Consider the following 12,307-nt stretch of genomic DNA (forward strand, 5'->3'; position numbering starts at 1 on the left):
GTTAACGTGGCGAAAGCTCCTAAACGCGCATTTGTTTGTAATGAGTGCGGTGCGGATTATCCGCGCTGGCAGGGGCAATGTAGCGCCTGCCATGCCTGGAATACCATCACCGAGGTGCGTGTTGCGGCTTCCCCTACGGTCGCACGTAACGAGCGCCTGAGCGGCTACGCTGGTAATGCCGGCGTCGCAAAGGTGCAAAAACTGTCGGACATCAGTCTGGAAGAGCTGCCGCGCTTTTCCACCGGCTTTAAAGAGTTTGACCGCGTGCTGGGCGGCGGTGTGGTGCCGGGTAGCGCCATTTTGATTGGTGGTAATCCCGGAGCCGGGAAATCGACCCTGCTGCTGCAAACGTTGTGCAAGCTCGCCGAGCAGATGAAAACCCTGTACGTCACCGGCGAAGAGTCGTTGCAGCAGGTCGCGATGCGCGCGCACCGTCTTGGGCTGCCAACCGCGAACCTGAATATGCTTTCCGAAACCAGCATCGAGCAGATTTGCCAGATTGCGGAAGAAGAGCAGCCGAAGCTGATGGTTATCGATTCCATCCAGGTGATGCACATGGCGGATATTCAGTCCTCGCCGGGCAGCGTGGCGCAGGTGCGCGAAACCGCAGCCTATCTCACGCGCTTTGCGAAAACGCGCGGTGTGGCGATTGTTATGGTCGGCCACGTGACGAAAGATGGCTCGCTGGCGGGGCCAAAAGTGCTCGAACACTGTATCGACTGCTCGGTATTGCTCGACGGCGATGCGGACTCGCGCTTCCGTACGTTGCGCAGCCATAAGAACCGTTTTGGTGCGGTGAACGAACTGGGCGTATTCGCCATGACCGAACAAGGTCTGCGCGAGGTGAGTAACCCTTCCGCCATCTTCCTGAGCCGCGGTGACGAAGTGACCTCCGGTAGTTCGGTGATGGTGGTATGGGAAGGTACGCGCCCGCTGCTGGTCGAGATTCAGGCGCTGGTGGATCACTCCATGATGGGCAACCCTCGCCGCGTTGCTGTGGGTCTGGAACAGAACCGCCTGGCGATTCTGCTGGCGGTATTGCACCGTCACGGCGGGCTACAGATGGCAGACCAGGATGTGTTTGTTAACGTGGTGGGCGGCGTGAAGGTGACGGAAACCAGCGCAGACTTGGCCCTGCTGATGGCGATGGTTTCCAGCCTACGGGACAGACCGTTACCGCAGGATCTGGTGGTCTTCGGCGAAGTCGGGCTGGCCGGTGAAATTCGTCCCGTCCCTAGCGGACAGGAGCGCATTTCAGAAGCCGCTAAGCATGGTTTCCGCCGCGCGATTGTTCCTGCGGCTAACGTACCGAAGAAGATTCCGGAAGGCATGAAGGTCTTTGGCGTGAAAAAACTCGCCGACGCGCTGGACGTTTTTGACGAACTTTAATGTTTGACCACCGGCGACGTACTGTGTCGCCGGTCTTTTTCCCCGGAGAGTACCGTGAGTACATCCGGGTTTTTTGTATAATGGGTAGATGGTTTACCCCAATTTAGCAGGAGGCTCTTGTGTCGTCGTTCGACTATCTCAAAACCGCAATCCGTCAGAAAGGCTGTACGTTACAGCAGGTCGCTGACGCCAGCGGCATGACCAAGGGCTATTTAAGCCAGCTTCTCAACGCCAAAATTAAAAGCCCGAGCGCGCAAAAGCTTGAAGCGCTGCACCGCTTTCTTGGACTGGAGTTCCCGCGTCAGCAGAAAAATATTGGCGTGGTATTCGGTAAGTTTTACCCACTGCATACGGGGCATATCTACCTGATCCAGCGCGCCTGTAGCCAGGTTGATGAGCTGCATATCATCATGGGCTATGACGACACGCGCGACCGCGCGCTGTTTGAAGATAGCGCCATGTCGCAGCAGCCGACGGTGTCAGACCGCCTGCGCTGGCTGCTGCAAACCTTCAAGTACCAGAAGAACATCCGTATTCACGCCTTCAATGAAGAGGGCATGGAGCCCTATCCGCACGGTTGGGATGTGTGGAGCGCGGGCATAAAAACGTTTATGGAAGAGAAGGGTATCGCGCCCAACTGGATTTACTCCTCAGAAGAAGCCGATGCGCCGCAGTACCTTGAGCATCTCGGTATTGAAACGGTGTTAATTGACCCAAAACGTACTTTCATGAACATCAGCGGGTCGCAGATTCGTGAGAACCCATTCCGCTACTGGGATTACATTCCAACCGAAGTGAAACCGTTCTTCGTGCGTACGGTGGCGATTCTTGGCGGTGAGTCCAGCGGGAAATCGACGCTGGTGAACAAGCTGGCGAATATCTTTAATACCACCAGTGCCTGGGAATATGGGCGAGACTACGTTTTCTCGCACCTGGGCGGCGACGAGATGGCGTTACAGTATTCCGACTACGACAAAATCGCGCTGGGACATGCTCAGTACATCGATTTTGCGGTGAAGTACGCTAACAAAGTGGCGTTTATCGATACCGATTTTGTCAGCACTCAGGCGTTCTGTAAGAAGTATGAGGGGCGTGAACACCCGTTTGTTCAGGCGCTAATTGACGAGTACCGCTTCGACCTGGTTATCCTGCTGGAAAACAATACTCCGTGGGTGGCGGATGGGTTGCGCAGCCTGGGGAGTTCGGTTGACCGCAAGGAGTTCCAGACTTTGCTGGTCTCTCTGCTTGAAAAGAACAACATCGAATTTGTGCATGTCGAAGAATCAGACTACGACTCCCGGTTCCTGCGCTGCGTGGAGCTGGTGAAAGAGCTGATGGGGGATTAAGCGAGGCGGAAAGAAGTAAGGCGAATGATTTTCATCATTCGCCTTAAGGGTATTACTTCGAAATACGCTTGTACTTGATACGCTTCGGCTCCAGCGCATCTGCGCCCAGCGTGCGTTTCTTGTACTCTTCGTACTCGGTAAAGTTACCTTCGAAGAACTCAACCTTACCTTCATCCTGGTAGTCCAGAATGTGGGTAGCGATACGGTCAAGGAACCAACGGTCGTGCGAGATAACCATCGCGCAGCCCGGGAACTCCAGCAGGGCGTTTTCCAGCGCGCGCAGGGTTTCGATATCCAGGTCGTTTGTTGGTTCATCGAGCAGCAGCATGTTGCCGCCAACCTGCAGCAGCTTCGCCAGATGCAGACGACCGCGCTCACCGCCGGACAGCTCGCCTACGCGTTTGCCCTGGTCGACGCCTTTGAAGTTAAAGCGGCCTACGTACGCACGGCTTGGCATCTCGGTGTTGCCAACCTTCATGATATCCAGCCCGCCGGAAACTTCTTCCCATACGGTTTTGCTGTTATCCATCGCATCACGGAACTGGTCAACGGAGGCCAGCTTCACGGTTTCGCCCAGCGTGATGGTGCCGCTGTCAGGCTGTTCTTGGCCGGACATCATACGGAACAGGGTGGATTTACCCGCGCCGTTCGGGCCGATGATACCAACGATAGCGCCTTTCGGTACGGAGAAGCTAAGGTCGTCAATCAGTACGCGATCGCCGTAGGATTTACGCAGGTTGCTCACTTCAACGACTTTATCGCCCAGACGTGCGCCAGGTGGGATAAACAGTTCGTTGGTTTCGTTACGCTTCTGGTATTCGGTATTGTTCAGCTCTTCAAAGCGTGCCAGACGGGCTTTACCCTTAGACTGACGGCCTTTCGCGCCCTGACGAACCCACTCCAGCTCTTTCTCAATGGACTTACGGCGAGCCGCTTCCTGAGAAGCTTCCTGAGCCAGACGCTGATCTTTCTGCTCCAGCCAGGAGGAGTAGTTACCTTCCCACGGAATACCTTCACCGCGGTCGAGTTCGAGGATCCAACCGGCAACGTTATCGAGGAAGTAACGGTCGTGGGTAATCGCCACAACGGTGCCTTCGAAGTCGTGCAGGAAGCGTTCCAGCCAGGCGACGGATTCCGCATCCAGGTGGTTAGTAGGTTCGTCGAGCAGCAGCATGTCTGGCTTTTCAAGCAGCAGACGGCACAGCGCGACGCGGCGGCGTTCACCACCGGAGAGTTTTTCGATTTTAGCGTCCCAGTCCGGCAGACGCAGCGCATCAGCGGCGCGCTCAAGCTGCACGTTCAGGTTATGACCGTCGTGCGCCTGGATAATTTCTTCGAACTTACCCTGCTGGGCAGCCAGCTTGTCGAAGTCGGCGTCTGGTTCAGCGTACTTGGCGTACACTTCGTCCAGGCCTTTCAGCGCGTTAACCACTTCGGCAACGGCTTCTTCAACGGATTCACGTACGGTATGTTCAGGGTTCAGCTTTGGTTCCTGCGGCAGGTAACCAATTTTGAGGCCCGGTTGTGGGCGAGCTTCACCTTCGATATCGGTATCGATACCGGCCATAATTTTCAGCAGGGTAGATTTACCCGCGCCGTTCAGGCCCAGAACACCGATTTTTGCGCCAGGGAAGAAGCTCAGCGAGATGTTTTTAAGAATATGACGTTTCGGCGGAACCACTTTGCCGACACGATGCATGGTATAAACGAATTGAGCCACGTGGACTTCGCCTCTTTTATATACCCGTCATACTTCAAGCTGCAGATGCGTTGGCTGCGCTCGCTCACCCCAGTCACGTACTTATGTACGCTCCGGGGGACTCGCTCCCTTGCCGCCTTCCTACAACTCGAATTATTTAGGGTAGGTGATGAATAGAGTTTTTCAAAGGCGAAGTGTAGCTGTTTTCCCCGTCCAATCCCAGCAGGCAAATTCTGCTGTGTCGATGTCCCAATAAAACGTAAAAAAGTGTGCATTGCGTGGAACATTTCTTATTCAATGGTTAGCATCAATTGATTACGCGGCATGATGCTGTACTGACGTAACGTGACAACGAGGAAGAGCTTGTGCAAAAAGCCCAACAATTGACGTGGCGTCTGCTGGCCGCCGGTTTCTGTCTGCTGACTATCAGCAGCGTTGCCCGCGCCGATTCGCTGGATGAACAGCGCAATCGCTATGCGCAAATTAAACAGGCCTGGGATAATGGCCAGATGGATGTCGTCGACCAACTGATGCCGACTCTGCGTGATTACCCGCTGTACCCCTATCTGGAGTATCGCCAGCTGTCGGGCGATTTGATGAATACACCGGCGCTGTCGGTGACCAACTTCGTGCAGGCGAACCCTACGCTTCCGCCTGCGCGCACTTTAAGAAACCGCTTCGTGAACGAGCTGGCCCGCCGGGAAGACTGGCGCGGGCTGCTGGCCTTCAGTCCGGAGAAGCCGGGAACGGTGGAAGCGCAGTGTAACTACTACTATGCCAGGTACTCCGTGGGGGATACTCAGGGCGCCTGGGATGGCGCGAAAACGCTGTGGCTGACGGGGCAGAACCGTCCGAACGCCTGCGATAAGCTGTTTGGCGCCTGGCGGGCTTCTGGCACTCAGGACCCGCTGGCCTATCTTGAACGTATTCGTCTGGCGATGCAGGCAGGTAATACCGGGCTGGTGAAGGCGCTTGCCTCGCAGATGCCGCCGGAATACCAGACCATCGCCTCGGCCATTACCGATCTCGCGAACAACCCTAACAACGTACTGACCTTCGCTCGCTCAACCGGTGCGACGGAATTTACTCGCCAGCTGGCAGCGGTCGCTTTCAGCAGCGTGGCGCGTCAGGACGTCGAAAATGCGCGCCTGATGATCCCGACGCTGGTACAGGCGCAGCAGCTTAACGAGGAACAAACGCAGGCGCTGCGCGATATCGTCGCCTGGCGCTTGATGGGCAATGACGTGACCGATGATCAGGCGCGCTGGCGTGATGACGCCATCATGCGCTCGCAATCAACGTCGCTGGTTGAACGCCGCGTACGCATGGCGTTAGGCACTGGCGATCGCAGCGGACTTAACACCTGGCTGGCGCGTTTACCGATGGAAGCCAAAGAGAAAGACGAGTGGCGCTACTGGCAGGCCGATCTGCTGATGGAGCGGGGGCGTGATGATGAAGCTCGTACCATTCTGCTCTCTTTAATGCAGCAACGCGGTTTTTATCCGATGGTCGCCGCGCAGCGTCTTGGTGAGCCGTATGCGTTGCGTATCGATAAAGCCCCAGGGGCTATCTCCTCCACGCTAACCGGCGGCGCGGAAATGGCGCGCGTGCGCGAGCTGATGTACTGGAATCAGGACAACACTGCACGCAGCGAATGGGCGAACCTGGTGAGCAGTCGCAGCCAGACCGAGCAGGCTCAACTGGCGCGCTACGCCTTTGACCAGCATTGGTGGGATCTCAGCGTGCAGGCGACCATCGCCGGTAGGCTGTGGGATAACCTGCAGGAGCGTTTCCCGTTAGCCTATAACGACCTGTTTGTGCGCTACACGTCGGGTAAAGATGTGCCACAAAGCTATGCGATGGCGATTGCTCGCCAGGAGAGCGCGTGGAATCCGAAGGTGAAATCGCCGGTCGGGGCAAGCGGTCTGATGCAGATTATGCCGGGCACCGCGACCCACACGGTGAAGATGTTTAATCTGTCGGGCTACAGCAACCCTGCACAGCTGCTGGACCCGGAAACCAATATTAATATTGGTACCAGCTACCTGCAGTACGTTTATCAGCAGTTCGAGAACAATCGTATCTTTGCTTCGGCGGCCTATAACGCCGGGCCTGGACGCGTACGCACCTGGCTTGGCAACAGCGCGGGGCGTATTGATGCGGTGGCGTTTATCGAAAGCATCCCGTTCTCCGAAACCCGTGGCTATGTGAAGAACGTGCTGGCCTATGACGCTTATTATCGTCACTTTATGGGGCAGAAAGAGGATGTGCTTAGCAGCAATGAGTGGCAACGACGTTACTGATGCGTAAGACCTGTGTTATGCTTGTACTCGTTTAAGAGTACATGCATAACATGGTGGCCCGAGATGACCCAACAATCCCCTTATTCAGCCACGGTGGCTGAGCAGCGCAACCAGGAGTGGCTTCGCTTTGTGGAGCTTCTGCGTCTGGCGTATACCGATGAACTCGCGCTGCCGCTACTCAATCTGATAATGACCCCAGACGAACGTGAAGCGCTGGGAACTCGCGTGCGTATTATTGAAGAGCTGCTGCGCGGAGAGATGAGCCAGCGCGAGTTGAAAAACGAGCTCGGTGCGGGGATCGCGACGATCACGCGTGGATCCAACAGCCTGAAATCAGCGCCGGTAGAGCTGCGTCAGTGGCTGGAACAAACCCTGCCAAAAACCTAAGCCGCATCCGGTAATAGTGCGGCAATTACCGACGATACAGGTCGTTATGGAAGGGGCTGAGCGCCAGCACCACCGCCTGATGATACACGCTGCTGCGGGTGAGCACGCCCGCGGTGAACACGCCAATCGCGCCTTCTTTGTTGCCAATCTTATCAATGCCGGTGTACTTCGACATGACCGGTCCTAACGCTTCTCCAGCGCGTACCTGCTCAAGGATAGCCTCCGGCAGCGGCAGGGTGGCGGAGCGGGCTTCACCGCGCTGTTCACCACTCTCAATCACCACCCAGCTAAAGGTCGCGCCTTCGTCGATTCCCGCCTCAATGGCGACCCAAAAATCTGCATTAGGATGGGCTTCACGTGCGTTAGCCACGCGGTTGCGTGCGCCTGCGCGCGTCTCAGGGCTACCGAACGGCTGCTCGGGTACACCGGTATCGACGGAAACCGGCGTGATTTGACAGGATCCTTCACCAAAAATCTGGTCAAATGCGGCAAGAATAGCCTGAATTTTGGCAGGATTGGTGGTAGCAGCGACAACTTGATGCATAATCTACACAACTCAGCTAATAAAATGTCATCGCAGTATAACGGATAAAAAACATGTTACAGGTATATCTTGTTCGCCATGGCGAAACGCAGTGGAACGCCGAAAGGCGTATTCAAGGCCAGTCCGATAGCCCCCTGACGGCTAAAGGAGAGCAGCAGGCCGTCCAGGTCGGTGAGCGTGTACGCACCTACGGTATCACTCATGTCATTGCCAGCGATCTGGGCCGTACGCGTCGTACCGCCGAGATCATTGCGGATGCCTGCGGCTGCGGCGTGACGTTCGATGCGCGTCTGCGCGAGCTTGATATGGGCGTACTGGAACAGCGTCATCTCGACTCGCTCAGCGCGGAAGAAGAAGCGTGGCGTCGGCTGGTGGTCAACGGTACGCCGGACGGACGTATTCCTGAAGGTGAGTCAATGCAGGAGCTGAGCGAGCGCATGCGTGCTGGGTTAAATGCCTGTCTCGACTTGCCTGCAGGTAGTCGACCGCTGCTGGTGAGCCATGGTATTGCGCTGGGTTGCCTGGTCAGCACTATCCTGGGTCTGCCTGCCCATGCGGAACGCCGCTTACGTCTGCGTAACTGCTCTATCTCACGAGTGGATTATCAGGAAAGTTTGTGGCTGGCGCCTGGCTGGATAGTTGAAACGGCAGGGGACATCTCACATCTGGACGCCCCTGCGTTGGATGAGTTACAGCGTTAGCGACGGATCGGAATCAGGTACTCGCAGCGTAGCATAATCGGCGGTTCCTGGTTCCGGGCTTCATCCTGCGGGAAGAAGCGCTCAATATCCTGGCCTTTGCGACGCGTCAGATTCAGCATCGGCATACAGGTGCCGTACAGGGTCAGAATGAACTCCTGCAGACCCGTTCCCAGCCCTTCATAGGTGAACATCACGTATTCGCCGCCTTCAAGGGTCACTGGATGCGCGTTGTGGATATGGCCATTCGCCAACTCTGGCGTCAACGCCGTGGTGTAGAACACCTCTTGTTCATCATCTTTTTCCAGGCTTGGGCGCGGCTCATGCATGCCGTATAAAATCGGCGGCAGAGACGGGGAGTTGCCGAGGAAATCGGTCCAGAACTGTATGCGCATTTGCTGGCGGAAATCGGAAATCTCTTCCAGCTTGCAGGTATAGCTCTGGGTGACACCCATCAGATGCGTGGTCGGCAACGTCACAAACTCGTACTTCGGCATCGTAAACTCACCCAGGCGCAGCGGCGGGCGCATGCCGAACGAACTCCAGTCTGGAGAACGGCGATACAGCGCTGGCGTCAACGAGAACTGCTTTTTGAACGCACGGGTGAAGGTTTGCTGTGAATCGAAGCGATACTGCAAAGCGATATCAAGGATAGGGCGCGCAGTCAGGCGCAGCGCAACGGCTGATTTAGAGAGGCGGCGAGCGCGAATATATGCACCAATGGCATGGCCGGTAACGTCTTTGAACATACGTTGCAGGTGCCATTTGGAATAACCCGCTTTTGCTGCCACATTATCAAGCGATAAAGGCTGATCTAAATGTCCTTCCAGCCAAACGAGGAGGTCGCGAATAATCCCAGCTTGATCCATAAAATGCCCTCATCCTTAATTTCTTAGGTGCCTGTTACCAAAGTAGCGGATAATAGCATCTTTTGCTGTTTTAGCATTGAGTGTTTTTTTTGTGCATAAGTGCGTTTTTACATTAGAAATAACGCTTATTTTTGTAATGCTGTGATCTTAAAACACTTTCCTGGTGGATGTTGAATAATTCATCAACGCAATTAACGAAAATGGTAACAATATGAAATACAAGAAATTAATGGCTGGCCTGTTGCTGGGCGTCTCCAGCCTGGGCGCTCACGCTGAGCAGATTGGTTCTGTTGATACGGTTTTCAAAATGTTTGGCCCCGATCATAAAATCGTGGTGGAAGCTTTTGACGATCCGGATGTCAAAAACGTGACCTGCTATGTCAGCCGTGCCAAGACCGGTGGCATCAAAGGTGGGCTAGGTCTGGCGGAAGATACTTCCGATGCCGCCATCTCCTGCCAGCAGGTTGGGCCGGTGGAGCTGAGCGATAAAATTAAGAACGGCAAAGCGGAAGGTGAGGTGGTCTTTAAGAAGCGCACGTCGCTGGTGTTTAAATCACTGCAGGTCGTTCGTTTCTACGATGCAAAACGCAACACGCTGGCCTACCTTGCCTATTCCGACAAGGTGGTTGATGGGTCGCCGAAAAATGCGATTAGTGCCGTACCTATCATGCCGTGGGCTGAAGTGCCGGCGGCGGCAAAATAAGGGTAAAAAAAACGGCGCTGAATGCGCCGTTTTGTTGTCTTATTCCTGCAGCTCGCCGCAGAAGCGGTAACCTTCGCCGTGGATAGTGGCGATGATTTCCGGGGTATCCGGCGTAGACTCGAAATGCTTACGGATGCGACGAATGGTGACGTCAACCGTACGGTCGTGTGGCTTAAGCTCACGGCCGGTCATTTTCTTCAGCAGTTCAGCACGAGACTGAATTTTGCCTGGATTTTCGCAGAAGTGCAGCATCGCGCGGAATTCGCTACGCGGCAGCTTGTACTGCTCACCGTTCGGGCTCACCAGAGAGCGACTGTTGATGTCCAGTTCCCAACCGTTGAACTTGTAGCTTTCAACGCTACGACGTTCTTCGCTGACGGTACCCAGGTTCATGGTACGGGACAGCAGGTTACGCGCACGGATGGTCAGTTCGCGTGGGTTGAACGGTTTGGTGATGTAATCATCTGCACCAATTTCCAGACCGAGGATCTTGTCGACTTCATTGTCGCGACCGGTCAGGAACATCAGGGCGACGTTCGCTTGTTCACGCAGTTCGCGCGCCAGCAGAAGGCCGTTTTTACCTGGCAGGTTGATATCCATGATCACCAGGTTGATATCATTTTCAGACAGGATCTGATGCATTTCCGCGCCATCGGTCGCTTCGAACACATCGTAGCCTTCTGCTTCGAAAATACTTTTTAACGTGTTGCGTGTTACCAACTCGTCTTCAACGATAAGAATGTGCGGGGTCTGCATGTTTGCTACCTAAATTGCCAACTAAATCGAAACAGGAAGTACCAATAGTCCCTGACCTGCCTGATGCATGTCGAAAATTAACATGATCGGCGTAACATGACTAAAGTACGTAATTGCGTTCTTGATGCACTTTCCATCAACGTCAACAACATCATTAGCTTGGTCGTGGGTACTCTTCCCTCTGGACCCGACAGTGTCAAAAACGGTTGTCATCCTAACCATTTTAACAGCAACATAACAGGTAAAGAGGCACCAGACCGCCAATAAACCTACGCTTCGTTGACATATATCAAGTTCAATTGTAGCACGTTAACAGTTTGGTGAAATCATCGCTCCGGAATGATAACGGCTATCACATTTTTTCCACAACTCAAGTAGTTGCACAGGTTAACTGATAAATTTGGTGAATCCAATTGTTATTGTTTTACGATAATCTAAATAGTTCGTATAAACATAGAGATATGCTGCTTCTGTTAACATTCTAAATTGATAATTTCACCCTGAATAGTTTAGCTTCTTTTATGTGTTATGAAACATCATTTCAGTGATTTTTGTTGCAATTTTGTAAATTCGCGCTGCGCAATATGTTGAAGTACATCACATTATTGCCCGATAACAGGAAATTAAGAGAACTTTAAATGCGCTTATCTATTGTGCTGGTTTCTCCAGCAAGAGCCGAAAACATCGGTGCTGCCGCCCGAGCAATGAAGACGATGGGATTCCATGATTTACGTATCGTGGACAGCGTGGCACACCTTGAGCCCGCAACCCGATGGGTGGCTCACGGTTCGACCGATATCATTGATGGCATCACGTGTTACCCGACGCTGGCAGAAGCGCTGCACGACGTGGACTTCACCGTCGCCACCACCGCCCGCAGCCGCGCCCGCTTTCACTACTACGCGACGCCGCAGGAACTGCTGCCGATGCTTCAAGAAAAAGCACAGTGGATGGGGCACGCCGCGCTGGTGTTTGGCCGCGAAGATTCCGGGCTGACCAACGAAGAACTGGCGCTGGCCGATGTGCTGACCGGCGTACCGATGGTGGCAGATTACCCTTCGTTAAATCTGGGGCAGGCGGTGATGGTTTATTGTTATCAGCTCTCCTCGCTGTTACAAACCGCGAACCCGACGGCAACGGAAGGTGACGAGAATCAGCTGATTGCGTTAAGGGCCCGTGTCACCGCTTTGCTTGCACGCCTGGATGTCGCCGGAGATGTAAAAATGGCTGACTGGCTGCAACAGCGTATTGGCTTACTAACGCATCGCGATACGGCAATGTTGCATCGTTTGCTGCATGATATTGAAAAAAATATGCCAGAGTAAAATTCTGTCATCGTGTTTACGTATGGTGTTATACCCCAACATTTTGCTTAACTTATGGCTATTGTGGTGGTTTATCGGTAGTTGTCTGGGCTGATGTGAAGTGGTTGCGGAACGTGACGAAGTTAAAAATTCATTGACTTAGATGGACAGATACTTTAACCAATATAGGTATACAGACAGAGAAATAACAGAGCACACAACATCCATGATTCGCATCAGCAGCATTATGACCATTACCACCACCACTATTACCACAGGTAACGGTGCGGGCTGACGCGTACAGGAAAC

Annotated in this window: 12 protein-coding genes and 1 pseudogene; 9 read left to right on the plus strand and 4 right to left on the minus strand. The window is 54.1% G+C overall.

What is annotated here, in order from left to right; genetic code table 11:
- Positions 1 to 6 precede the first annotated feature (6 nt).
- Positions 7 to 1,389, plus strand: coding sequence for a DNA repair protein RadA (radA, locus tag GKAS_RS12275; protein WP_035894570.1), 1,383 nt, complete (start codon positions 7 to 9; stop codon positions 1,387 to 1,389).
- 119 nt (positions 1,390 to 1,508) lie between these two features.
- On the plus strand, positions 1,509 to 2,735 hold the full coding sequence (nadR, locus tag GKAS_RS12280) for a multifunctional transcriptional regulator/nicotinamide-nucleotide adenylyltransferase/ribosylnicotinamide kinase NadR (protein ID WP_035894571.1): 1,227 nt from the start codon (positions 1,509 to 1,511) through the stop codon (positions 2,733 to 2,735).
- A 52-nt stretch (positions 2,736 to 2,787) separates the two neighbouring features.
- Here nadR and ettA read toward each other — a convergent pair whose 3' ends face one another.
- Entirely contained in the window at positions 2,788 to 4,455 is a 1,668-nt protein-coding gene (gene ettA / locus GKAS_RS12285; protein WP_035894572.1) for an energy-dependent translational throttle protein EttA, read from the minus strand.
- A 344-nt stretch (positions 4,456 to 4,799) separates the two neighbouring features.
- On the opposite strand from ettA, the gene sltY reads away from it, so the two are divergent.
- The gene (sltY, locus tag GKAS_RS12290; RefSeq protein WP_035894573.1) at positions 4,800 to 6,737 is read left to right on the plus strand and encodes a murein transglycosylase; all 1,938 of its coding nucleotides are present in this window, start codon (positions 4,800 to 4,802) and stop codon (positions 6,735 to 6,737) included.
- A gap of 63 nt (positions 6,738 to 6,800) precedes the next feature.
- Positions 6,801 to 7,124 carry a trp operon repressor gene (gene trpR / locus GKAS_RS12295; RefSeq protein ID WP_035894574.1) on the plus strand — a complete coding sequence of 108 codons (324 nt, stop codon included), beginning with the start codon at positions 6,801 to 6,803 and terminating at the stop codon, positions 7,122 to 7,124.
- Positions 7,125 to 7,149: 25 nt separating this feature from the next.
- On the opposite strand, the gene yjjX is transcribed toward trpR, so the two are convergent.
- Complete coding sequence (gene yjjX, locus GKAS_RS12300) at positions 7,150 to 7,668, minus strand: inosine/xanthosine triphosphatase (protein ID WP_035894575.1); 519 nt, start codon at positions 7,666 to 7,668, stop codon at positions 7,150 to 7,152.
- Positions 7,669 to 7,721: 53 nt separating this feature from the next.
- Here yjjX and gpmB point away from each other — a divergent pair, with 53 nt between their 5' ends.
- Positions 7,722 to 8,369 (plus strand): 2,3-diphosphoglycerate-dependent phosphoglycerate mutase GpmB, encoded by a 648-nt coding sequence (gpmB, locus tag GKAS_RS12305; protein WP_035894576.1) that lies wholly within the window; start codon positions 7,722 to 7,724, stop codon positions 8,367 to 8,369.
- Here gpmB and robA read toward each other — a convergent pair.
- Complete coding sequence (gene robA, locus GKAS_RS12310; protein WP_035894577.1) at positions 8,366 to 9,235, minus strand: MDR efflux pump AcrAB transcriptional activator RobA; 870 nt, start codon at positions 9,233 to 9,235, stop codon at positions 8,366 to 8,368. The genes gpmB and robA overlap by 4 nt on opposite strands.
- Positions 9,236 to 9,446: 211 nt before the next feature.
- Here robA and creA point away from each other — a divergent pair, with 211 nt between their 5' ends.
- A complete protein-coding gene (gene creA / locus GKAS_RS12315; RefSeq protein ID WP_035894578.1) occupies positions 9,447 to 9,938 on the plus strand; it encodes a protein CreA in 492 nt (163 codons plus the stop codon).
- Positions 9,939 to 9,977: 39 nt separating this feature from the next.
- Here creA and arcA read toward each other — a convergent pair whose 3' ends face one another.
- Positions 9,978 to 10,694, minus strand: a complete 717-nt coding sequence (gene arcA, locus GKAS_RS12320) for a two-component system response regulator ArcA (protein WP_015966004.1) — start codon at positions 10,692 to 10,694, stop codon at positions 9,978 to 9,980.
- 96 nt (positions 10,695 to 10,790) lie between these two features.
- On the opposite strand from arcA, the pseudogene yjjY reads away from it, so the two are divergent.
- The 3 genes and pseudogenes from yjjY (at position 10,791) to thrL (ending at position 12,293) form a co-directional block, all read left to right on the plus strand.
- A pseudogene (gene yjjY, locus GKAS_RS24845) lies at positions 10,791 to 10,932 on the plus strand (YjjY family protein).
- A gap of 400 nt (positions 10,933 to 11,332) precedes the next feature.
- Positions 11,333 to 12,019 carry a tRNA/rRNA methyltransferase gene (locus GKAS_RS12330; RefSeq protein WP_035894580.1) on the plus strand — a complete coding sequence of 229 codons (687 nt, stop codon included), beginning with the start codon at positions 11,333 to 11,335 and terminating at the stop codon, positions 12,017 to 12,019.
- A gap of 205 nt (positions 12,020 to 12,224) precedes the next feature.
- Complete coding sequence (gene thrL / locus GKAS_RS25560) at positions 12,225 to 12,293, plus strand: thr operon leader peptide (protein ID WP_072129079.1); 69 nt, start codon at positions 12,225 to 12,227, stop codon at positions 12,291 to 12,293.
- Positions 12,294 to 12,307: the final 14 nt, after the last annotated feature.

Origin of the sequence: Kluyvera ascorbata ATCC 33433 (assembly GCF_000735365.1) — a bacterium.
In the GTDB taxonomy this organism is placed as follows: domain Bacteria; phylum Pseudomonadota; class Gammaproteobacteria; order Enterobacterales; family Enterobacteriaceae; genus Kluyvera; species Kluyvera ascorbata.

Bases quoted from the DNA above. Each gene is read 5' to 3' on its own strand.
- gpmB (WP_035894576.1), top strand. From the start codon at position 7,722: ATGTTACAGGTATATCTTGTTCGCCATGGCGAAACGCAGTGGAACGCC.
- arcA (WP_015966004.1), bottom strand. From the start codon at position 10,694: ATGCAGACCCCGCACATTCTTATCGTTGAAGACGAGTTGGTAACACGC.
- trpR (WP_035894574.1), top strand. From the start codon at position 6,801: ATGACCCAACAATCCCCTTATTCAGCCACGGTGGCTGAGCAGCGCAAC.
- creA (WP_035894578.1), top strand. From the start codon at position 9,447: ATGAAATACAAGAAATTAATGGCTGGCCTGTTGCTGGGCGTCTCCAGC.
- GKAS_RS12330 (WP_035894580.1), top strand. From the start codon at position 11,333: ATGCGCTTATCTATTGTGCTGGTTTCTCCAGCAAGAGCCGAAAACATC.
- robA (WP_035894577.1), bottom strand. From the start codon at position 9,235: ATGGATCAAGCTGGGATTATTCGCGACCTCCTCGTTTGGCTGGAAGGA.
- yjjX (WP_035894575.1), bottom strand. From the start codon at position 7,668: ATGCATCAAGTTGTCGCTGCTACCACCAATCCTGCCAAAATTCAGGCT.